This is a genomic window from Demequina aurantiaca, assembly GCF_050598105.1.
Classification (GTDB): domain Bacteria; phylum Actinomycetota; class Actinomycetes; order Actinomycetales; family Demequinaceae; genus Demequina; species Demequina aurantiaca_A.
In genome coordinates, this window is the sequence record NZ_CP192436.1 from 1,080,292 (window position 1) to 1,102,231 (window position 21,940).

Below are 21,940 nucleotides of genomic sequence, written 5' to 3' on the forward strand. Positions count from 1 at the left end.
TTGCCAAGCGGTCTTTTGGCAACCGGTTGACAAGCAAGGCTTTTCCATGTCAAATAGTGCACATGAGAACGCAGCCGTTCAACGACGCACATCGACTGTTCCCTTCAGAACCAGGCACCCGTGCCATAGCCAGCGACTTGTACGACCGAGTCGCGGAACTTCCCATCCTGTCTCCGCATGGTCACGTCGAAGCCAGGGCTCTCGCCGAGAATCGGCCTTTCGCGAATCCCGCGGAACTGCTGATCCTCAAAGACCACTACGTGACGCGAGTCATGCACTCGCGGGGTGTCGGCCTCTCCGAACTCGGACAGGGCGATGAGGTCTCTGACCCGCGGGCGGTGTGGCGCCTATTTTGCGAGCGCTGGCACGAGTTCACCGGGACGGCGTCGTCGTACTGGTTGACTCAGGAGCTCTCCCAACAATTTGGTATCTCCGGTGAGCTGACCGGAGCGGACGCCGACGTCACATACGACATCATCGAGGCGGCCTTGGCCTCGGCGGAGTTTCTTCCGCAGGCACTTTTCAATTCCTTCAATATTTCGGCACTTGCGACAACGGACGATCCGCTCGACTCTCTCGAGTATCACGCGGCATTGCGTGACGGCGGGCAGCTTGCGGGCGCGGTCCTACCGACGTTCCGACCAGACGCGTACATTGACCCGGCTTCTCCCGACTTCGTCTCAAACGCAAAACGGTTGCTTGGTGTGGCCGGCCACAACTCCACTACATTTAGCTCATTTCTCTACGCGATGCGAGTCCGGCGAGACCACTTCATCGCCCACGGTGCGGTTTCCGCCGACCATGGGGTGGTGGAGCCATTCACTGCGGACATCGACTCGAATGAAGCTGAGCGTCTGTTCCAGGGAGCTATGCGCTGCGAGCTCGATGTGAGCCAAGCAAGGGTCTTGAGAGGCCACCTGCTCTTTCAGATGGCAAAGATGAGCGTCGAGGATGGTCTGGTGATGACGATCCATGCCGGTGTATTCCGCAACCACCACACCCCTACCTTCGCCAAATATGGACCTGATACCGGGCACGACATTCCTGTTCGCACTGATTTCACCAACAATCTGCGGCCCCTCTTGCAGCACTTCGGAGCCGAGCCGACGTTGAACTTGGTGCTATTCACTGTCGATGAGTCTGCTTTTTCACGGGAATTGGCTCCGCTGGCCGGCTTTTACCCGAGCGTCTATGTGGGCGCACCCTGGTGGTTCCTGGACGCGCCAGATGCGACGCAGCGGTTCCGCTCGGCTGTGACCGAGACTGCTGGTTTCTACAAGACGTCGGGATTCGTTGACGATACCCGCGCGTTTCTGTCCATTCCCGTGCGTCACGACGCCTCACGCAGGCTCGACGCAGGTTTCTTAGCGCGCCTCGTTGCAGAGGGGCGCGTCACCATGCCAGCAGCGGAACGAATAATCGTTGATCTGGTCGATGCCATCCCACGTGAGGTGTTCAAACTGTGAGCCCAGCAAACCCCATAATTCTCAGCCGCTCTTCTCAAGGGCTCCAAAGCCCGCGCGTAAGAATCGTTCATCTAGGTCTCGGTGCTTTTCACCGCGCCCACGAAGCCTGGTACACGGCACATTCAAGTGACGCCTCGGAGTGGGGGATCGCGGCCTTCACCGGCAGAAGTGCGCAAGCTGCCGAGGTTCTTAGCTCGCAAGATGGCCTGTATTGCCTGGTGACACGGGGAGCCACCGGTGACCAGGTAGAGGTGGTGTCCAGCATCGTCGCGGCACACTCAGGGGCCGAGCTTGATGCACTTGCCTCGTATCTCGGTCGGTCGGAGGTCGCCATACTCTCCACCACGGTGACGGAGGCAGGCTACCGCCTCACTGCGAGCGGCGGACTAAACACCTCGGATCCGGAGCTCGAGGCGGACATGAAGAACATGCTCACGCATGGAATCGTGCAAGCTAACCCGACTACTGCGCTAGGGCGGTTGCTCTTCGCGCTCCAGGTGCGGCGCTCCAGTGGCGCGGGCCCAATATCGGTGGTGCCCTGCGATAACGTTCCTGACAATGGTTGGTGGCTACGTACCGGCCTTCTCGCGCTGGCCGCACATGTCGACGAGACACTCGTTGGCTGGATACAGGACAACGTCTCCTTCGTGTCGACCTCGGTGGATCGAATAACGCCGCGGAGTGTTCCGTCCGATGAAGAGGCTGCGCAGAGAGCGGGATGGCTCGATGTTGCTCCCGTCGTAACGGAGCCCTTTAGCGATTGGACGCTGTGCGGTGTCTTTCCTGCGGGAAGGCCCGATTGGGAAAGCGCGGGCGCCCGGTTTGTTGAGGACATACTTCCATACGAGAGACGCAAATTGTGGCTGCTGAATGGCGCGCACAGCCTGATCGCGGCCGCGGGCCTGAACCGTGGACACGAATCAGTTTCTGAGGCAAGCGCGGATGCGGAAGTCTGGGCGATGGTCGAGGCGTTCTGGGAGGAAGGGGCGGCGCATCTCCCAGGAATCGAGCACGTTGCATACCGGGCGAGTCTGCGCGAGCGCTTCAATAATCCACGCATTGTCCACCTGCTGACTCAGATAGCAGGTGACGCGTCGACCAAGTTTCAAGTGAGGACCTGCGCGGTGGCAGCACAGGAGCTAGCCGCAGGCAGAGACGGTGCCGCGTGTGCAATCGCCATCGCGGAGTGGGCGGTGAGCACCACGTTGCCGCGACCGGCGAGCGACACTCGATCGGCTCAGATCGCCATGGCATCGAAGGGTCGCGATCCCGTACTTGAGTTGGTGCGGTTGCTTTCCGACGAGCTTGCCTCAACCCCGGCCTTCGTGGCGCAGGTGCGACGCCACGCGGCGCACCTGCAGTCGACGGTAGTGGGCCGCGCCTGAACCGCGAAGCATCGCCCACCATTTGATCCGCCAACCCAGGGCACGCGAGCCCACCGCAAGGCGCGACTGAGCGAGTCGTGCCGAACAAGAAACGAGGAATCAACATGATCATCGACAAAGCAGAAATCATCGTCACAAGTCCAGACCGAAACTTTGTGACGTTGCGAATCACTACGGATGAAGGCCACGTTGGGATCGGAGACGGCACTCTGAATGGACGTGAGCTTGCGGTGGTGGCGTACCTGAAGGAGCACGTTGCTCCATTGCTCCTGGGCAAAGACGCCGGCCGGATCGAGGATATCTGGCAGTACCTGTACCGAGGCGCTTACTGGCGCCGGGGCCCGGTCACCATGGCTGCCATCGCTGCGGTCGACATGGCGCTTTGGGATATCAAGGGAAAAGCGGCCGGCATGCCGGTGTACCAGCTGCTTGGAGGCGCAAGCCGCTCGGGTTTGATGGCCTATGGTCACGCGTCGGGAAAGACTATGCCTGAGATCTTCGACAGCGTGAACGAACACCTGGAACTTGGATACAAGTCGATGAGGATCCAATCTGGCGTTCCCGGCCTCAATGCCATCTATGGCATCGCCTCGCAGAGCGCGGACACGGGGGACAGCGCTGTGAGATACGACCACGAGCCCGCGCGGCGAGGTGCTTTGCCTGCCCAAGAGGACTGGGACACGCGCGCGTACTTGCGGCACATCCCCACTGTGTTTGAGGCCGTGCGCAACGAGTTTGGCCCTGAGCTCCCGCTACTGCACGACGGGCATCACCGCATGACGCCCATCCAGGCTGCGCAGCTCGGTAAGTCCCTTGAGCCTTACGATCTCTTCTGGCTTGAGGACTGCACCCCCGCGGAGAACCAGGAGGCGCTCCGGTTAGTGAGGCAGCACACGACGACGCCGCTTGCTATTGGTGAGATCTTCAACACGGTCTGGGACTACCAGCAGATAATCCGCGAACAACTCATTGACTACGTGCGTTCCGCTGTCACCCATACCGGTGGGATCTCACACCTCAAGAAAGTCCTGGACTACGCAGCTCAGTATCAAATCAAGTCTGGAATGCACGGGCCAACGGACGTTTCCCCGGTGGGGATGGCTGCGGCGATGCACCTCGGGCTCTCGATCCACAATTTCGGGATCCAGGAGTACATGCAGCACGGAGCCAAGACCAACGCCGTCTTCCACCAGACGTATACCTGGAACGACGGCTACTTGCACCCGGGGGACGAGCCCGGACTCGGTGTGACACTAGACGTGGACGAGGCAGGGAAATACCCTTACGAACAGGCCTACCTGCCGTTTAATCGACTTGCGGACGGAACGGTTCATGATTGGTAGCCACGCTGCGGCCCCTCTGATCGTCGTGATGGGCGTCTCCGCAGCGGGAAAGTCCACGGTAGGGCAAGAGGTCGCCTCGCGCCTGGCGGTGCCGTTTGTGGATGGTGACGACCTTCACCCACCCGCAAATAAGAAGAAGATGCTTTCCGGGAATCAACTCACTGACTCAGACCGTGCTCCCTGGCTAGACGCGGTCGGAGAGCGGTTCGCGATTGCGAGCGCCAAAGGGGAGGGCCTCGTGATCGCCTGTTCGGCACTGCGGCGCGAGTACCGCGACCGAGTCCGTTCCTACGCGCCCGACGTGATGTGGGTTCATCTGGACGGGACGCCCGAACTCCTTGCCGCTCGGGCGGTAGCGCGGACTGATCACTTCATGCCGGCCTCACTCCTGGGCTCCCAGCTCGCAACGTTGGAGCCGCTCCAGGCGGACGAGCGTGGCCTCAGGGTCGATGTCGCCCAACCGGTCGAGTCAATCGCGATCTCTGTGATGGAGGCGCTACGGTGAGCGGGATTTCACGACCCAACTCGTGTCTGATCGAGGCCTTCCCACGCCCCTCGGCAGCAGGGAATATTGAGGTTTGCTCAATGTGGTTGACGGCGGAAACCAAGTATGACAATATTCAGTTAGGCAGTTAAGAAACCGTGTTCCCATCTAAGGACTCGCTGATGCGTCCATACGTGACAATAAACGAAGTTGCGGCAGTAGCCGGAGTTTCGCGTGCCACCGTGTCTAAGTACATGGCGGACGCAGATGTGTATTACGTCGCGGAAGCTACTCGCGCCAGGATCGCCGCCGCGATCGAGGAACTGGGCTATGAGCCCAACGCTATGGCTCGAGGTTTATCCAACCGACGCTCCAAGACCATCGGAGTGATGGTTCCGAGCTTCCTCAATCCGTATTACCCGAGTCTTATGGCGGGAATGAGTGACGTTGCAGACGAGGCGGGCTACACGCTCGTCTTCGGTAGCTCGGATGATTCCGCCGTACGGGAGAAGCAGATCATCTCCTCCTTCCGGCAGCGGCAGGTGGAAGGGGTTTTGCTCGCGGCGGTTCCCAAGGAGGCGGGAGCGCTCAGCGCGCTCGTCGAGGCGGACGTCGAGGTTGTGCTGGTGAGCCGCGCGGCAGCCCATTTTGCCGCCGACACTGTCTTAATTGATGACGCGGGAGGAATGAGGTCGGCGCTCGACCACCTGCGTGGCCATGGACATTCTGCGATCTGGCACCTCGCTGGACCTGATCAAGTCGGCACGTTCCACAACCGTGCTGAGGCTTATCGCTCCTACATGGACGAGCAAGGGGTGGCGGAGTCGTCGCAGGGGCTGGTCCAAGCAGATCACGCGACGATGGAGGGTGGTGAACGCGTTGCGGAGGCCATCTTTGCGGAAGGATCCCCCACCGCGATTATCGCGGCAAATGATCTCCTCGCGCTCGGGGTCATGAACTACTGTGCAAGGGTGGGTAAGAAGGTCCCGGAGGACTTGGCGGTGGTCGGATTCGACAACGTGTGGGTGTCGAGGGTTCCAGGGGTTCAACTGACCACAGTTGATGGCCGGATTCGGGAGATTGGCCAGATGGCGGCCCGGCGCGTACTAGAGCGGATTCTTGCCCGCTGGGACTCAGACAACGGGCAGTCGCTGCCGGCGAAGAGCGTCATCCTGCCAGCGGATCTCGTCGTACGAAACACGTGCGGGTGCGGGTCTGGAGCTAGTCAGGCGTCGCAATAGCGCTAGCGCTATTGCGGCCGGGCAGGCACTCGAAGTGAGTTTCGTATTCGAGTAGGAAACCGGTATCATATAAATAGATGAAATGTTGAGCGGCTATATCCTCCATCGCGGACTTCAGGTACGGATCGTAAGACCCTGAAGAGGAATGCCAGCCAGAAATTTTACAAAAAATGGTAACAACCAACAAAGGAGTTAGATTGTGAATACCAATAACATTGCAGTGGGTGCGGTACTGGGCGCCAGTGTGCTTTTCCTCGGCGCGTGCAGCGGCGGATCTGCGGACCCGGTCGCCTCGAGCGATAGCGAAGGCGAAGAGATTAAGCTTTCGATCAACCAGACCGAAGATCACCCGGGATTCATCGCTCTGACCTCGTTCGCAGACGATGTGCGAGCGGACACGGATGGTCGGGTCAACTTTCAGGTCTATCCCAATGGGGTCCTTGGCGAGCAGCAGGAAAGTGTCCAGCTCGTGAGCAATGGCTCAGTGGGCGCTGCCAGCATCTCGGGGCCTCAGATGGTGAACGTCAACGACGACTTCGCCGTGCTGGACATGCCCCTGGTCTTCGACTCGGAGGAGCACCAGATGGCGACGATCAATGACCCGGAGATCACGGGGGAGCTGTTCGACTCCCTGTCCGACAGCAACTCGCTCGTCGTGCTCGGTGCGTACACGCAGGGCGCACGCTCGCTGTACAACAGCCGGGGGCCAGTGGTCGTTCCGGAGGACATGGACGAGCTCAAGGTGCGTGTCCAGGAAAGCGAAACACACATTGACATGATCAACGCCATGGGTGGTACTGCTACCCCGATGGCCTTTTCAGAGGTGTACACCGCGCTTCAGAGCGGAGTGATCGATGGTGCAGAGAACAACGCGGTCTCCTACTTCACGCAGAAGCACTACGAAGTCGCTCCGTTCTTCTCCTTCACCAACCACCTTATCGGTTCGGACTTCATCGTGGTGAACGCGGAGCTGCTCGATTCGATGAGCGAAGCCGACCGCGCAGTCGTCAACGAGGATTTCTTGGCTTCGGTCGATACCTTCGTTGACATCTGGGACGAGCAGCAGGCCGACGCGATCAAGCAGACCGAAGAGGCCGGCGCGCAGTTCAACGAAGTCGACGCGGACGCGTTCCGTGCGGTGCTCCAGCCGGTGGTGGACGAGAGCCTCCAGACCGACTCGCAGCGAGCGCTGTACGAGGCAATTCGTGACCAGGCCTAGTCGAAGCGAATGAAGGATGCTCTCATGAACCGATACCGCCGTGGGGTAGGTGGCGTACTCCGATGGGCCGTGGTCGCGCTTTTTGCGCTGCTGGTGCTCACAGTCTTGTGGCAGGTATTCACCCGCCAAGTGGTGCAAAGCCCTGCTGCATGGACTGATGAACTCGCGAGATACGCCTTTGTGTGGCTGAGCTTCTTCGGCGCTGCCCTGGTGTTCTCGGAGAAGGGCCACATCGCGGTGGAACTCCTGCGTAACAAATTGCATGGTCTCCCGCGCAGGTCGATTGAGGTCTTTGTCAACGCCGTGATTCTGGTGTTTAGCACCTGGCTTCTCGTCATCGGCGGCTACCTCACTTCGGTTGGTGCATGGGGGCAGAACGCAACGGCATTGCCCTTTCAGTTGGGGCAGTTGTATCTAGCGATGCCTATTGCGGGCTTGCTTATCAGTTCGTTCGCATTGCAAGACATGGTTCTGGCAGCTCGAGGAAGGCGGTGGGATCCCGTGGCGGGGTCCACCGTCCCTCTCGAGCAGCCGCAAGTCCTACCGCCGCTTGCCAAACAAGCAGAAGCGATTGAGAAGGATGGTAATGATGGCTGAGGCGACTGTAGTTGCACTTATTTTGGCAATCACCATCGCGATCGGCATCATTACCTCGGTGCCTATCGCTGTAAGTATTGGTGTCGCAAGTTTGCTCGCGGGCGTTGCTGTGCTTGGGCCCTCGGATGCGGGGGAGGTGCTCGCAGGCCGCACATTCACGGCGATGAACTCTTTCACGTTGCTAGCGATACCTCTCTTCGTGCTCGCAGGCGTGCTGATGGCTAACGGAGGTATTGCAGGGCGGCTCATCGACGCAGCGAAAGTTGTGGTGGGCCGCGCGCCAAGTTCATTGGGCGCCACGACAATCGCAGCGAACGGCATGTTTGGTGCCGTCTCGGGGGCTGCCGTCGCCGCCGCTGCGGCCGTAGGGTCCGTTACCGTTCCGCGGATGAAGGAGGAGGGGTATAACCCTCGCCTCGCGGCTGCAGTCAATGTAGTTTCGGCGCCTGCTGGAATGCTCATTCCTCCCAGCAATACGTTTATCGTCTACTCGCTCGTGGGCTCGACCTCGGTTGCGGCGTTGTTCATGGCGGGTGTGGTGCCGGGCATCATCTGGGTGGTGGCGTGCATCATCACGCTGATGATCGTGAATCGTGGGTACAAGGGAATTCGTGCGGAGCTCACGTTCAAGAAGGCATTGCGTGTGCTGTGGCGTGCAGTTCCATCGCTAGCGATGGTCGTCGTGGTGGTGGGAGGAATTCTCGCAGGGTTCTTCACCGCCACGGAGTCCGCTGCGATAGCAGTGGCTTACTGCCTGGTACTAGCGCTTGCATACGGCAATGTCGGTGTCTCGGACCTCCCAAGAATTCTTCTAGATGCCGGGCGTACCACCAGCGTGGTGATGATCTTGGTAGGTGTCTCCGGGGCACTCGCGTGGATTCTCTCCTACGCGCGGATACCTCAGTTGGTTTCCGACGCGATGCTTGGCATTTCCGAGAACCAATACATCATCATGTTGTTGATCTTGCTCATGATGCTCCTGGTCGGCACATTTATGGATCCGACGCCGGCGATCCTCATATTTGTTCCTATCTTTCTTCCGATTATCTCCGACTTTGGAATCCACCCCGTGCAGTTCGGGGCAATTGTGGTCATGGCGATGGCGATTGGCTCGATTACCCCTCCGGTAGGAAACGTGCTGTTTATCGGAGCCCGAATTGCGAGTGAACCCGTCGAACAGGTGGCTCGCAAAGCCCTACCGTTCTACGGCGCTTTGATACTTGCGCTCGTCGCAGTCGCGTTCATTCCGGCATTGTCGATGTGGTTGCCAACTGTGGCAGGGCTTGTCGCCCCATGACAGAAACCTGTCTCGATGTGAGAGTCCGTTTGCTGGGGGAGATGGCCTTGCAAAACGGGGTCGATCGTTTGGTCATAAGCGATTCGCTCACTGTTTCGTGGCTTCTGGGCATCCGTAGCAACGTCCGCCTCGGCGCCGATCAGCCTTGCTTCTCTGTGGAGTTGGACTGGCGGTCGGGTGACTGCGTAGTGAATTACGTGATCCCGCGACACGAGGCGGATCGCGTCCGGGCTTCGCTGCGCACTGACGTGAAGTACTCAGGATGCTCTCGGTATTCCGTTTACGAATGGTCCGGCTCCGCCTGGGACGACCTAGATTCATCCGGCAGCGTGGGTACTGATGTTCGCCGCGACGGGTTGCGGTTCTTGGGCCCCCAGATAGAGGACGTTCGGCGAGTTCTTCAACCCGAGCATCGACGCGATCTGCGGGCACTCACCGCTGAAGTGACGAACCTGGTCGAGACGATTGCGTTGCGCGTCACGCCGAGTTTCACCGAACTCGAGATTGCGGCACAGGTAGCCAGCGAGGCGCTGCTGGTCGATGGGGAACCCCTGGTCGTTCTGGTCGGGTCGGGACGGGATCAGTTTCGGTTCAAACACCCGGTTCCGCGCGCTGTACCCGTTTGCGGCAGGGTAGTGATCTCTGTTGGCGTTCGCCGGCACGGGGTCGTGACCAGTGTTACGCGCTATTTGACGTTTGATCCCCTCGCCCCTCACGAGCACCAGCTCTACCGCGGTCTTCTCGAAGTGGAAGCAGCGATGCTCAATGCGAGCGTTCCCGGGGCGCGGTTATCAGACGGTCTAGAAGCAGGAAAAGCCGCCTATCGGCAGCAGGGGTTTCCCGACGGAACTTGGCGCGAGCATCATCAGGGTGGGTTGGCGGGTTTTGCGCCCCGCGAGATTTTGGCAGGTCGAGACCAGGACCCCATTCTCTTGGACGGCGCGGTCGTCGCGTGGAACCCGTCCGCGGCCGGATTCAAGGTAGAGGAGGTCGCCTTGGTCCGTGACGGGGGTGCCCAAGCGATAGGCGCTCCGGGCCCGAATTGGCCATCGGTGGCGGTCGCCGGGCGCCAGCGTCCCGCCGTGTTGCAAGCATGACCACAAATTCAATTCAACTAAGAAAAGGGGAACTCGTGAACAGTGTGCATCTGCTTCCGAACGAGTTCGAGCGCAGGCTCGAGCCGCACGAAATAGGGCAAGAGCTGACGTCGGTACAGCGGCTTCAGGTGAGCGACAAGACGGCGCTCAAGACGGAGCAAGAGGAGCTCGTCGTCATCATCATCGATGGCAGCATTACGTTCAGTTCTAGCGAGGCGTCGGGTAACGCGACGTACCGGGACATGATCTATGTGCCTCGCAATTCGCAAATAGAGGTAGGTCCGTCGGACGGCGCCAGCGCTACTATCGTCTGCTTCTGGGCTCCGTGCGACCGGGATACATCGTTCAAGGTCGTTGCGTTCTCCGAGGTGGACTCTGACCCGAACCGGCACCACACCTACGGTGACGCGGCCAACGGTAGCCGCCGCGAAGTGTGGGATTTCATCGATGAGCCATTCGACTCCCAGCGGATGCTTTGCGGTCAGGCCTTAGGCGAGCTCGGGGGATGGACTGCGTGGCCTCCACACGAGCACGGCGAGCAGCGCGAAGAGACCTATGTCTATTTTGGGCTTGACGGCTCGTTCGGCGTGCAGCTCGTCTACGAGGGTGGCGATGGAATGGACTCTCCTCACAGTGTCTCCCTTGTGCGTGAAGGCCATTTGGTCTCCGTTCCTGGCGGCTACCACCCGAGCGTGGGCAGTCCTGCAGGAGGCTTGTCCTACGTGTACTTTATGGCTTCGCGTACCAAGGAGGATCGGAAGTTCATGGACCTCACGATCCAGCCTGAGTACGGCGTGAAGTTCGATTAGGGCGGGTGACGAGAGATGATTAACGCGCCTTCAATGGCTAACTCAAACATGCTGACACTCGGATCTGATCTGGACACGATGGTGAGCGGCGGTGTCGAGGCGATACACATCGACATCATGGACGGTCACTACGTTCCGAATCTCTGTTTTCCTGTGTCGGTGGTGAAGAATATTAAGCAAGCGCACCCAGGCCTCGTCGTCGATGGCCACCTGATGGTCGACGAGGTTGAGCCCTACATTGCCCGACTGGCGGATGCAGGTTGCGATGCGGTCAGTTTCCCCGTGGACTCGACGCGTTTCGCTCGCCGAGCGATATCCAGCATCCAAGCTTCGGGGATGCGGGCAGGTGTTGCTATCAATCCTTCGCAACCTATTGGGCTCTTGGAGCCGATCCTTGGGCTCGCAGACTATGTGGTGCTCATGACGGTGGAGCCAGGCTTCGCTGGACAGACATTCTTGCCAGGTTCCTTGGCGAGGCTCGAGGAACTTGTGGCTTTGCGGGCCAAGTTAGGTTCTGCCGCGCTCATTGAGATAGATGGCGGGGTCACCTACGAAGGCGCAGAGGCTTGTGCGCGACTAGGCGCAGAGATTTTCGTCACTGGAATCTACACGGTTTATGACCCGGCTTTGGGGCTCAAAAAGGGCGTTCAGCAGTTCGATGCTCGGATGGAGAAAGCTGGCTTTCCCACCAGCAGTTCCGAGTTGGATCGGTTGCGGCGAATAGCTCGCTGACGGGATCGCCTCAACTCTTCTTCACGACTCGTATTACTCACTGCCCGGGTGTCTCTCTAGACGCCCGGGCGGCTTTTTCTCGGGGCAGTGTCAAGGTGGGGCGGGCCACGCATGAGAAAATGTCCCAATGAGCATGACTGAGAAATCCGGCGATGCCCGTGCGGTCACGCGTGTGCTGCCACCCCTGACTATCGGGCCCATCACAGTCGACACCCCGGTCATCCTCGCGCCGATGGCGGGCATCACCAACGCCGCGTTCCGCAGGCTGTGCCGCGAGCACGGCGGCGGGCTGTACGTGGCGGAGATGGTGACGTCGCGGGCGCTGGTCGAGCGCACCCGCGAGTCCATGCGCATCATCCACCACGACCCAGACGAGAAGCCGCGGTCGGTCCAGGTGTACGGCGTGGATCCGTCGACTATCGGCGCCGCGGTGCGCATGCTGGTGCAGGAGGATCGCGCCGACCACATCGACATGAATTTTGGCTGCCCGGTGCCCAAGGTCACCAAGAAGGGCGGGGGAGCGGTCCTGCCCTGGAAGCGCGACCTGTTCCGCGACATCGTGCGCGCGGCGGTGCGCGAGGCGGATCCCTACGGCATCCCCGTCACCGTGAAGATGCGCAAGGGAATTGACGACGACCACCTGACGTACCTCGACGCTGGCCGCATGGCGGAGTCCGAGGGGGTCGCGGCGGTCGCGCTGCACGCCCGCACCGCCGCCGACTACTACTCCGGCGAGGCCGACTGGGAGGCCATCGCGCGCCTCAAGGAGGCCGTGACGACCATCCCAGTGCTGGGTAACGGCGACATCTGGGCAGCGGAGGACGCGCTGCGCATGGTGGAACGCACCGGTTGCGACGGCGTGGTGGTGGGGCGTGGCTGCCAGGGCCGGCCGTGGCTGTTCGCGGACCTGCAGGCCGCGTTCGAGGGTCGCGATGACCGGGTGCAGCCAAATCTGCGCGTGGTCGCCGACACAATCTACCGCCACGGCGAGCTCATGGTGACGTTCTTCGACGACGACGAGCAGAAGGCAATGCGGGAGATCCGCAAGCATGTGGCCTGGTACTTCAAGGGCTACCCGGTTGGTGGCGACGTGCGTCGCTCGCTGGGCCTGGTGGAGACGTTGCCGCAGCTGCGCGGCTTGCTCGACGGCCTTGACCTGGACCTGCCCTACCCGGGCGCGGGGGCCGAGGGTGCGCGCGGACGTCAGGGCTCGCCCAAGCGGCCATCGTGCCCGGACGGCTGGCTCGACACGCAGGACATCACGCCGGCAATGGAGCTCAAGCTGCGCGAGGCGGAACTGAGCGTCTCCGGCGGTTAACTCGCCCCGGCATCGTCCGCCGGTGAATCTCTACTTCGCGACGTCGTGCACGGGCGTCAGGTGAAGCTGCACCATCCCGGCGTCGAACTTGAGTACGTCGGTGACCGTGAGCTCTCGGGCGTTGTCCGCGCCCGCGAATAGCGCGTGACCGCGCCCCAGCACGGTGGGCATCTGAGTCACGATGATCTGGTCGATCTGGTCTGCGTCCAGCGCCTGCCGAATCAGGCTGCCGCCGTCGAGGTACACGTCCTTGCCGGCGGCCGCGTCTTGCGCCTCGGCGATGAGGTTCTTGATGGGGGCCGATGCCGTGGTCACCGTGGGCGGTGGGTTGTCCAGTGGGCGCGAGGTGGCGACGATGACCGGGGTGTCCCCGTAGGGCCACTGAGCAAAGGCAGACACCACGTCGTAGGTGCGCCTGCCCATGAGCATGGAACCGACGTCCCGCATGAAGTCGTCGTAGCCCAACGCGTCTGAGGTTCGCTCGGCCCAGTTGCCGCGTGCGAGTGGCGCTCGTTCGGCGCGCGGCTGCGTGAGCCAGTCGAGGCCATCGTGAACGTCGGCGATGAAGCCGTCGAGTGAGCAGGCGATGTAGACGCGCACGCGCCCTGGCAAGGGGTCCATGTGCCTCACGCTACGCCGCCCCGGCGCTGGCTGCCAACGGAGTCAGGCGGGGAGAATTGGGCGGTTCTCGTAGAACGTCTGCAGCACCACGGTGGTGTGGGTGTTGACCGAGGCGGCGGTGCGGATGTCGCGGATGAGCGACTCGAGATGCCGCGGCGATGCGACGCGCACCAGCAGCATGTAGGCGGCGTCGCCTGCAATCGAGTGGCACGCCTCGATCTCGGCGAGGTGCTCGAGGAGCTCTGGGGCGTTGTCTGGCTGGCCCGGGTCGAGTGGGGTGATCTCGACGAAGGCCGCGAGCGGCTTGCCCACCGCCTCGGCGTCGACCAGCGCGCGGTAACCCGTGATGACGCCGCGAGCCTCGAGCCGCCGCAGGCGCGCCTGCACGGCGGAGATGGACAGCCCGACCGCCGCAGAAAGCTCCGCGAGCGTCGCGCGGGCGTCGTGCGACACCGCCCGCACGATGCCCGCGTCGATGTCGTCGTCGAGCCGCGCGGGGGTGTCGTTGACCATTGCCCGACACTATCAGCGGAAAGCGCGTGCGCCGGAATCGTTCCGGTCAAACACGTGACTGACAGGAACATATCCCGTAGGATTGCGGGACGAGACCAACCCAGCGCAGGGACCGGAGGTTCACATGTCCATTCATGCTCACTCGACACAGCTCATCGTCGGCGAACCCGAGGTCGTCGAGGACGCTACGCTCGCCCCCACCAGTGGCGCCTGGCTGCGGCTCAAGGCTGCGGCCACCGCGATCCAGCGCCTCCAGGTGAAGGACGGGTCGATTCCCGCCCCGACGGAAGCGGCGGCCCCCGATCCCCGCGGCGAGGCCCGCACCCTGGTGGCAGAGATCATCGCCGGAATCCGCGCGCTCGCGCCAGCCTTCCCGCACGACTCCGAGTACCTCGCCGCGTCCGTGCTGGACTTTGAGCAGTGGAGGGACCAGGGCTTCGGCGTCCCAGACTTCCTGGATTCGCTTAGCGAGTTCCAGCCGCAGCAGCATCGGGTGGACGGAACCCGTCACCTGGTGGTGTTCCCGATGTACACCCAGAATGGCTCGCTTAACCGCCACGTCGAGGCGGTGCTGGTGGAGGCAATCTGGCCCGAGTTCATCGCGCAGCTAGAGGCGGGCGACTACGGCAACAAGCTGTTCGTGTCGCTGCGCTTCCTGGATTTCACTCCTGGCTATGACACCAATTCGGCCGTGCTGTTCCCGGAGACCATCGCGATGCGCGAGGTCCCCAACTTCACGTGGGGGGCAATCTTCGAGGACCGAGAGGCCGCACGCTACCGACGAGTGGTTCGCGCCGCCGCCGAGGTCACGAAACTCGATCTGCCTGCGGATGCCGCTCGCATGCTCGACGACCAACAGTTGACCGAGAAGACGTTCGTGATGTGGGACATGATTCACGACCGCACCCACATGCGCGGCGACCTGCCTTTCGACCCCTTCATGATCAAGCAGCGCATGCCGTACTTCCTGTACTCGCTCGAGGAACTGCGCTGCGACCTCACGGCCTTCCGCGAGAGCGTGGCCATCCAGAAGCGACTCGGCGCCCGGATCGACGCCGGCGAGACGCTGGGGGCCGTGGAGGCGGAGACGCACGACCAAGCGGGGCTGGTGCAATACGCGATCCTCTTTGACCGCATCTTCCGCTTCCCCATCACCGGCTCGCGCGTGCGCAACTACGACGGACTGGGCGGCCAGCTGCTGTTCGCCTGGCTGCACCAACGGGGCGTGCTGCACTGGACCGACACCTCCCTGGCGCTTGACTGGGACGAGGTTCCAGGGGCGGTCATCGCCCTCAGCGACTCCATCAACGAGCTGTATTGGCGCTCGATTGACCGGCCCAAGACCGCGCACTGGCTCGCGGCATACGACCTGGTGCGCTCGACGCTCACGCCTCACCCCGCCTCGGTGTGGGCGCGGGCGCTGCCGGACGAGATTCTCGCGGGATTGCCCAAGGGCTACACCGACGCGGTGCTGGACGACGAGTTCCCGCTGTCCATGTTCTTTGAGGCACTCGACAAGAAGATGAAGGCGGTCGTCGAATCTACCGCCGGGATCACCGGTCGCGAATCTTGACCGTCACGAACGCACGACGTGGGAGGCTGGGACCATGAGCGTCGCAGGCAGGCTAGTGCTTCTCCCGGGCGCCACCAGCGCGTCCGGGATCGCGGCGGTGCACGAACTCAAGAGTGCCGGCGCGAAGGTGATCGCCGTGGGTCGCGATTCCGACAAGCTCGACGAGCTGCTGCGTGTTGTTGCCTCAGAGCCCAGCACCGGCTCTCCAGGCGGCGACGCCGGGGGGAGAGTGCGCACCGAGGTGTGCGACCTGACCGATGAATCCGCGGTGATTCGGCTCGCGCAGCGGGTCCGCGAGACTGACGGCGCCGTGGACGGAGTGCTGCACCTGGTGGGCGGGTGGCGCGGCGGCGGCGGGCTCGCCGGGCAAAGCGATACGGACTTCCGGTTCCTGGAGGGGTCGTTCACTGCGCTGCGCCACGTCAGCCGCGCGTTCGATGCAGACCTCCGGGGCTCCGACGCAGGCCGACTCGCGGTGGTGTCCTCCACCGCTGTCTCGCGGCCACTGGCCGGGGGAGCGAACTACGCGGCCGTCAAGGCGGCGACCGAGGCGTGGACGCGCGCCGTCGCGCAGGGGTTCGCCAAGGACTCCCGCGATGCCGGGCGTCCGCTGTCCGCCGCCGCAGTGATCTTCAGGGTGAAAAGCCTCGCGGGACTCGAGGAGACGCTCGCGCGGCGCTTCGCCGGGCTCTGGACGGCGCCCGCCTCCCAAACCAACGACACGATCGTCGACCTCAGTTCCCCCTAGATCTGAAGAGATTGGAAACCCGTGACCTCCATTCACGACCCCGCCTCGCGCGGCTTCGCCTCCGACAACTACTCCGGCATCCACCCCGAGGTGCTCGCGGCGATCGCCGCCGCCAACGGCGGCCACCAGGGCGCCTACGGCGGCGACGCCTACACGGCGCGCCTGCAGGAGGTGATGGCCGGCCACTTCGGGGAGGGCGTGGAGGCGTACCCGATGTTCAACGGCACCGGCGCGAACGTGGTGGGCCTGCAGTCGATGCTGCCCCGCTGGGGCGCCGTGGTCACTGCCGCCACCGCGCACATCCACGTCGACGAGGGCGGCGCGCCCGAGCGGGTGGCCGGCATCAAGCTGCTCACCGTCCCCACGGACGACGGCAAGCTCACCCCCGAGCTCATCGACCGCGAGGCCTGGGGCTGGGGTGACGAGCACCGCGCTCAGCCGCTGGTGGTGTCGATCACGCAATCGACCGAGCTAGGCACCCGCTACACCGTCGACGAGGTCGCGGCGATCGCCGATCACGCCCACGGCCTCGGGATGCGGCTTCACATGGACGGCGCGCGCATCTCCAACGCCGCGGCGTCGCTCGGAGTTCCGCTGCGCGCCTTCACGCGCGACGCAGGCGTGGACGTGCTGAGCTTTGGTGGCACCAAGAACGGGGCGATGCTCGGCGAGGCGATCGTGGTGCTGGGTCCCGAGGCATCGCAGGGCCTGACGTTCCTACGCAAGTTCGACATGCAACTGGCGTCGAAGATGCGCTTCGTGTCCGCCCAGCTGCTCGCCCTGCTCGACGGCGACCTGTGGCTGCGCAACGCCACGCACTCTAATGCGATGGCCCAGCGCTTGCGCGCCGGTATCGAGGCGGGGCTGGCGGACGGCTCCATCAACGGGGTGGCCTTCACGCAGCCCACGCAGGCCAACGGCATCTTCGCGACCCTGCCCGACGGCGTCGCGGATCGGCTGCGCGCGGCGTTCGCGTTCTACGACTGGGACGCCGCCCAGAACGAGGTGCGCTGGATGTGCAGCTTCGACACCTCGGAGGACGACATTGACGCGCTACTCGCGGCGATTGCTCGGGAGACCTCCGCCTAGAGTCACTGCTGCGTCCATGGCAGGATGGCAAGAACGGCTCAACGTCGACCCGTAGGGAGTGCTTGTGTCACCAAAAATTCTGGTCACCACCCATCAGGGCATTGCTCACATAGTGCTGGCGAACCCCACAAGGTTGAACGCCATCGACTTCGACGCGGGACAGCAGTATCGCGACGCCTGCGTCGCCGCCACCTCCGCGGGCGATGTCTCCGCGATCGTCATCAGCGCCCAGGGGCCCGCGTTTTGCGTGGGCGGTGATTTGCTGGCGATGGCCAGTGAAGAGGTGTCCGGCTCGCAAGTGACCGATGCCGCTCACGTCATCCACGAGGGTATCGGCGCACTAAGGGGTTCATCAATTCCAGTTATCGCTGCCACGCGTGGCGCCGTGGCAGGCGGAGGCATCGGCCTGATGCTCGCCGCGGACTACGTCGTGGCGGGACCAGACCTCAGGGTCACGGGCAGCTACTCCGACGTGGGCCTGACGCCGGACCTCGGCGTCAGCACATTACTCACGCGCGCGGTGGGTGAGCGCCGCGCCCTGGAAATGCTGCTCACGCGCCGCGAGCTCGACGCGGCGACCGCCCAACAGTGGGGCATGGTCGCGGAAGTCGCGGAGGATCCCGAGTCTCGGGCGATGGAAATCGCAGGGCAGTGGGCCCAAGGCGCGAGCCGTGCCTTGGGGGAGGCCAAACGCCTGGTGCACGCCTCGTCTCAGCGCGATTTTGCTGACAGCCTCGCCGACGAGGCCCGCAGCATCGGAGCTGCCTTCGACAGCGCCGATGCCCAAAAGCGCATCGCGGCATTCGTCGCGGCCAGCGCTGCCCGGGGCGGAAAACTATGAGCTCTCGCTCCCTCTCCGGCAAGACGCTGCTGATTTCCGGGGGCAGCCGGGGCATCGGCCTGGCCATCGCGCTGCGGGCCGCGGGGGACGGCGCCAACGTGGTTCTGCTCGCGAAGACCGACAAGCCTCATCCGCGGCTCGAGGGCACCGTCCACACTGCGGCCGATGCCGTGAATGCCCGCGGGGGAAACGCGCTGGCGGTCGTGGGCGACGTGCGCAACGATGACGACATCTCGCGCGCAGTCGACCAGGCCGTGGCGGCCTTCGGTGGCATCGACATCGTGGTTAACAACGCAAGCGCAATTGACCTGTCGCCGTCGAGCGCTATTGAGGCGAAGAAGTATGACCTCATGCAGGACGTCAATGTGCGGGGAACCTTCATGCTGTCGCGCGCAGCCGCGCCGCATCTCGCGAAGGCGGAGAATCCGCATATCTTGTCGTTGTCACCACCCCTGAACCCGTCGGCAAAATGGCTGGGCGCGCACACGGCGTACACGGTCGCGAAGTTTGGTATGACGATGGTGACCCTGGGGATGGCGTCGGAATTCGAGCCACAAGGCATCGCGGCCAACACGCTGTGGCCGCGCACTACCATCGCCACCGCCGCGGTGCAGAACCTGCTCGGCGGCGACAGGATCATGCAGGCCAGCCGCACCCCTGAGATCTACGCGGATGCGGCGTACGTGGTGGTGACCACTGGATCCCGCGAGATGTCCGGTCAGAGTCTCATTGTGGAGGACGTGCTGGAGGGCTCGGGAGTCCGAGACTTTTCTCACTATGCCGCGAGACCCGGCACGCCCGACCACGCGTTGTTCCCTGACATCTTCCTGGACTAGGGCACACGGAAGCCCCACACCGACCCACCTCCCGGCGCGCACGCCGGGCTACGCCACCAAGCCCAGTAGCATCGGAACGTGAGCACACTACCCGCGGGCTACGGCGACGGCGACATCGAGCGCTACGTCGAGGAGCCCCCCAAGAGCGCCGCCCGCTCGCCCTTCGAGCGCGACCGGGCCCGGATAGTGCACTCGTCCGCGCTGCGCCGGCTTGGCGCTAAGACGCAGGTGCTCGGCGCGGGCTCCGGGGACTTTGTGCGCACCCGCCTTACCCACACCCTCGAGGTCGCCCAGGTGGGGCGCGAGCTCGGCAAGTCGCTCGGGTGCGACCCGGACGTGGTCGACACCGCGTGCCTGGCCCACGACCTCGGCCACCCGCCTTTCGGCCACAACGGGGAGCGCGCGCTCGACGAGGTAGCCAAGGACATCGGCGGCTTTGAGGGCAACGCCCAGACGCTGCGACTTTTGACGAGGCTGGAGCCCAAGTCCGTGCACCCGGTCACGGGGGAGAGCGTGGGGCTCAACCTCACCCGTGCGACGCTCGACGCCTCCGTCAAGTACCCGTGGCGCGAGAACGCGACCCCCACGCGGCCGGACGGCAGTCCCACCCGCAAGTTCGGGGTTTACGAGGACGATCGCCCGGTCTTCGACTGGCTCCGCGCCGATGCCCCGGAGCGCCACACTAGCTTCGAGGCGCAGGTCATGGACCTCGCGGACGACATCTCCTACTCGGTTCACGACGTCGAGGACTCGGTGGTTCACAACGCGGTGTCGCTCAGCGTGTTACGGGACCCGGGCCAGGCGCGCGAGGTCGCCGCGCACGTGCGCAAATGGTACGGGCGCGGGGACGAGGCCGAGCTGGCCGCGGCGCTGGACCGCATGCGCGCCCAGGACTGGTGGATGGACGAGTACAACGGCTCGCATCGCGCCCTCGCGGCGCTGAAGGACATGACCAGCCAGCTCATCGGCCGCTTGGCAGGCACCGTCACCGAGGCCACGCGCGCCGAGTACGGAGACGGACCACTGACGCGCCACAACGCTCAGCTCGTGATTCCGGCCGACGTCGCCAACGAGATCCTGATCCTCAAGGGCATCGCCGTGCACTTTCTGATGGCCCCGCGCGAGAAGAAGCCCGCCTACCGCCAGCAGCGCGAGCGCCTCATCGCGTTGGTGACGGAGTTGGCGCGGCGCGGCGCGGATGCCCTCGAGCCTCACTTCGCGGCTTCTTACGCAGATGCAGCGGACGATGCCGCGCGACTACGCGTCGCCGTCGACCAGGTCGCGTCACTCACCGACAAGTCGGCGTACGACTGGCACCACCGCTATTGCGGCTAGTTCTGGCGTGCGTCCGATGCGGGGGACCTCGGGGTCTGGACCGACGCATCGTCGCCCGTGCGGTGGCGCCCGGTAAGTAGCAGCGCGAGCGCGGCAATGGGGAGCACCAGCGGCACCCAGCCGTACGCGGACCCGAATCCGGTCCACACGGTCTCGTCCGGCCACCAGCTCGACTCGACGTAGCCGAGCGTGCCGACAATGAGCACACCCGCGAGCTCCACCGCGGTGCCCACGAGCGCGAGCTTGTAGGCCCCGCGCCAGATCGCAATCGCGATGACGGCGTAGAGCACCGCGGACAGCAGGGAGATCGAGTACGCCAGCGGCGCATCGGAGAGCTTGGTCGTGATCTGGACTACGGAGCGACCGGCGGCGGCGAGGCCGAGGACCGCGTAGAGGACGACCAGCGCGATGCGCGCCACCGGGTTCACTACTGGACTCCGTGGAAAATGACGTCGATGCGCCACGCCACTACCGCCATCGCTACCGCGACGATGATCGCGACGGCGCCGTCGACGCGGGCTATCTGATCGGGGGCGAGCACCGGACGGTTGGGGTCGGGGTCCTCAGCGGCGGCGTCGGGTTCGCCGAGGCGCCCGATGCCCAGCAGCGGCACCAGCGCGATCGCGGCGAGCATGTAGCCCAGCGTGATCACCACGGGTATGCCGCCGCCCAGCAGCGCGTTCGCGATCGCGAGCACCTCAATCAGGGCCACCACATACGCTGCGGTGACGACCCACTTGAGAACGCGGTGCGCTCGAACCCACACCAGCGTGACCAGGCCCGTGAGGGCCAGGACGGCGCTGAATCCCAGCACAAGGGGATAGACGAACCCCTCGAAAAAGCCCATGCGGAGCTAGCTGGTGGCTTGCTGCACGCGCATCGGCAGTCGGGTGGCCTCTTCGCCATCGACAGAGACGACCCACGTGAACATTCCGGGAGACTGGAAGCGCATGCCATCGACGGTGAAGGCGAAGCACGCGACCTGCTCGTCGCCGTCGACGAGGTGCGGCGGGCGACCCAGGGTGAATTCGCCACCCATGGCGCGCACGGGCTCGGCCTTGCCCTCGGCGTTCTGACGGACGCCAATCGGGTATTCCTTGCCGTCCTCAGTGAGGAGCTTGAGCTCAAAGGTGTGGCTCGCGTTGGTCGCGGTGAACGGCACGTGCACGGTCGATGCGACCGACAGGCGACGGTGGGCCGCGGGGAACTGGCGCACGTAGATGGTGTTCCAGCCCGCACCCAGCGAGTAGATCTTGCCCTGAACGACCTCGGCGGAGTCCGCCAAGAATGCATCGACTCTCACGATGGTTTCCTTTCGCTGATGATGCACCTAGCCTACCCAGGCAGATGCGGTCTGAGGACGAGCGAAATTTCGCTGAGCGAGTAGCCCTCACCT

General features: G+C 63.5%; 23 protein-coding genes. 18 read left to right on the top strand and 5 right to left on the bottom strand.

The features are described from left to right. Positions 1–62: 62 nt before the first annotated feature. The 12 genes from uxaC (at position 63) to dusB (ending at position 12,988) form a co-directional block, all read left to right on the top strand. Positions 63–1,466: a glucuronate isomerase gene (gene uxaC / locus ACQU6B_RS04820; RefSeq protein ID WP_430868914.1), complete on the top strand. Its 1,404-nt coding sequence runs from the start codon at positions 63–65 to the stop codon at positions 1,464–1,466. Beyond that, positions 1,463–2,851, top strand: a complete 1,389-nt coding sequence (locus ACQU6B_RS04825; RefSeq protein ID WP_430868915.1) for a mannitol dehydrogenase family protein — start codon at positions 1,463–1,465, stop codon at positions 2,849–2,851. Before uxaC ends, ACQU6B_RS04825 begins: the two co-directional genes overlap by 4 nt. Before the next feature lie 104 nt (positions 2,852–2,955). Continuing rightward, positions 2,956–4,194, top strand: a complete 1,239-nt coding sequence (gene manD, locus ACQU6B_RS04830; RefSeq protein WP_430868916.1) for a D-mannonate dehydratase ManD — start codon at positions 2,956–2,958, stop codon at positions 4,192–4,194. Continuing rightward, positions 4,184–4,699, top strand: coding sequence for a gluconokinase (locus ACQU6B_RS04835; RefSeq protein ID WP_430868917.1), 516 nt, complete (start codon positions 4,184–4,186; stop codon positions 4,697–4,699). Before manD ends, ACQU6B_RS04835 begins: the two co-directional genes overlap by 11 nt. Positions 4,700–4,872: 173 nt before the next feature. Next, positions 4,873–5,919 carry a LacI family DNA-binding transcriptional regulator gene (locus ACQU6B_RS04840; protein WP_430868918.1) on the top strand — a complete coding sequence of 349 codons (1,047 nt, stop codon included), beginning with the start codon at positions 4,873–4,875 and terminating at the stop codon, positions 5,917–5,919. A gap of 199 nt (positions 5,920–6,118) precedes the next feature. Next, entirely contained in the window at positions 6,119–7,138 is a 1,020-nt protein-coding gene (locus ACQU6B_RS04845; protein WP_430868919.1) for a TRAP transporter substrate-binding protein, read from the top strand. 24 nt (positions 7,139–7,162) lie between these two features. Then, positions 7,163–7,735 carry a TRAP transporter small permease gene (locus tag ACQU6B_RS04850; RefSeq protein WP_430868920.1) on the top strand — a complete coding sequence of 191 codons (573 nt, stop codon included), beginning with the start codon at positions 7,163–7,165 and terminating at the stop codon, positions 7,733–7,735. Further along, positions 7,728–9,032, top strand: a complete 1,305-nt coding sequence (locus tag ACQU6B_RS04855; protein WP_430868921.1) for a TRAP transporter large permease — start codon at positions 7,728–7,730, stop codon at positions 9,030–9,032. The genes ACQU6B_RS04850 and ACQU6B_RS04855 overlap by 8 nt, the downstream gene beginning before the upstream one ends. Beyond that, positions 9,029–10,129 (top strand): M24 family metallopeptidase, encoded by a 1,101-nt coding sequence (locus tag ACQU6B_RS04860; RefSeq protein WP_430868922.1) that lies wholly within the window; start codon positions 9,029–9,031, stop codon positions 10,127–10,129. Before ACQU6B_RS04855 ends, ACQU6B_RS04860 begins: the two co-directional genes overlap by 4 nt. Before the next feature lie 35 nt (positions 10,130–10,164). Further along, entirely contained in the window at positions 10,165–10,938 is a 774-nt protein-coding gene (locus ACQU6B_RS04865; protein WP_430868923.1) for a 5-deoxy-glucuronate isomerase, read from the top strand. A gap of 33 nt (positions 10,939–10,971) precedes the next feature. Beyond that, positions 10,972–11,670 carry a ribulose-phosphate 3-epimerase gene (locus tag ACQU6B_RS04870; RefSeq protein WP_430868924.1) on the top strand — a complete coding sequence of 233 codons (699 nt, stop codon included), beginning with the start codon at positions 10,972–10,974 and terminating at the stop codon, positions 11,668–11,670. A 127-nt stretch (positions 11,671–11,797) separates the two neighbouring features. Continuing rightward, positions 11,798–12,988 (top strand): tRNA dihydrouridine synthase DusB, encoded by a 1,191-nt coding sequence (dusB, locus tag ACQU6B_RS04875; protein ID WP_430868925.1) that lies wholly within the window; start codon positions 11,798–11,800, stop codon positions 12,986–12,988. Positions 12,989–13,018: 30 nt separating this feature from the next. Here the strand turns inward: dusB and ACQU6B_RS04880 are convergent, their stop codons facing one another. Together ACQU6B_RS04880 and ACQU6B_RS04885 are read right to left on the bottom strand one after the other, a co-directional pair. Continuing rightward, positions 13,019–13,609 (bottom strand): dihydrofolate reductase family protein, encoded by a 591-nt coding sequence (locus ACQU6B_RS04880; protein ID WP_430868926.1) that lies wholly within the window; start codon positions 13,607–13,609, stop codon positions 13,019–13,021. Between the two features lie 42 nt (positions 13,610–13,651). Then, positions 13,652–14,122: an Lrp/AsnC family transcriptional regulator gene (locus ACQU6B_RS04885; protein ID WP_430868927.1), complete on the bottom strand. Its 471-nt coding sequence runs from the start codon at positions 14,120–14,122 to the stop codon at positions 13,652–13,654. 124 nt (positions 14,123–14,246) lie between these two features. On the opposite strand from ACQU6B_RS04885, the gene ACQU6B_RS04890 reads away from it, so the two are divergent. From ACQU6B_RS04890 to ACQU6B_RS04915, 6 genes are all read left to right on the top strand, one after another. Next, the gene (locus ACQU6B_RS04890) at positions 14,247–15,695 is read left to right on the top strand and encodes a DUF6421 family protein (RefSeq protein ID WP_430868928.1); all 1,449 of its coding nucleotides are present in this window, start codon (positions 14,247–14,249) and stop codon (positions 15,693–15,695) included. A 34-nt stretch (positions 15,696–15,729) separates the two neighbouring features. Continuing rightward, positions 15,730–16,443: an SDR family NAD(P)-dependent oxidoreductase gene (locus tag ACQU6B_RS04895; RefSeq protein WP_430868929.1), complete on the top strand. Its 714-nt coding sequence runs from the start codon at positions 15,730–15,732 to the stop codon at positions 16,441–16,443. A 21-nt stretch (positions 16,444–16,464) separates the two neighbouring features. Continuing rightward, complete coding sequence (locus ACQU6B_RS04900; RefSeq protein WP_430868930.1) at positions 16,465–17,532, top strand: threonine aldolase family protein; 1,068 nt, start codon at positions 16,465–16,467, stop codon at positions 17,530–17,532. A gap of 64 nt (positions 17,533–17,596) precedes the next feature. Continuing rightward, positions 17,597–18,373 carry an enoyl-CoA hydratase/isomerase family protein gene (locus tag ACQU6B_RS04905; RefSeq protein ID WP_430868931.1) on the top strand — a complete coding sequence of 259 codons (777 nt, stop codon included), beginning with the start codon at positions 17,597–17,599 and terminating at the stop codon, positions 18,371–18,373. Beyond that, positions 18,370–19,209 (top strand): SDR family oxidoreductase, encoded by an 840-nt coding sequence (locus ACQU6B_RS04910; protein ID WP_430868932.1) that lies wholly within the window; start codon positions 18,370–18,372, stop codon positions 19,207–19,209. The genes ACQU6B_RS04905 and ACQU6B_RS04910 overlap by 4 nt, the downstream gene beginning before the upstream one ends. A 78-nt stretch (positions 19,210–19,287) precedes the next feature. Next, positions 19,288–20,544, top strand: coding sequence for a deoxyguanosinetriphosphate triphosphohydrolase (locus tag ACQU6B_RS04915; protein ID WP_430868933.1), 1,257 nt, complete (start codon positions 19,288–19,290; stop codon positions 20,542–20,544). On the opposite strand, the gene ACQU6B_RS04920 is transcribed toward ACQU6B_RS04915, so the two are convergent. From ACQU6B_RS04920 to ACQU6B_RS04930, 3 genes are read right to left on the bottom strand one after another with little or no spacing between them, the layout of a single operon-like run. Beyond that, on the bottom strand, positions 20,541–20,972 hold the full coding sequence (locus ACQU6B_RS04920) for a hypothetical protein (protein WP_430868934.1): 432 nt from the start codon (positions 20,970–20,972) through the stop codon (positions 20,541–20,543). The genes ACQU6B_RS04915 and ACQU6B_RS04920 overlap by 4 nt on opposite strands. Then, positions 20,972–21,391: a hypothetical protein gene (locus tag ACQU6B_RS04925; protein ID WP_430868935.1), complete on the bottom strand. Its 420-nt coding sequence runs from the start codon at positions 21,389–21,391 to the stop codon at positions 20,972–20,974. Before ACQU6B_RS04925 ends, ACQU6B_RS04920 begins: the two co-directional genes overlap by 1 nt. A 6-nt stretch (positions 21,392–21,397) precedes the next feature. Next, entirely contained in the window at positions 21,398–21,847 is a 450-nt protein-coding gene (locus ACQU6B_RS04930; protein ID WP_430868936.1) for a DUF6941 family protein, read from the bottom strand. Positions 21,848–21,940 lie beyond the last annotated feature (93 nt).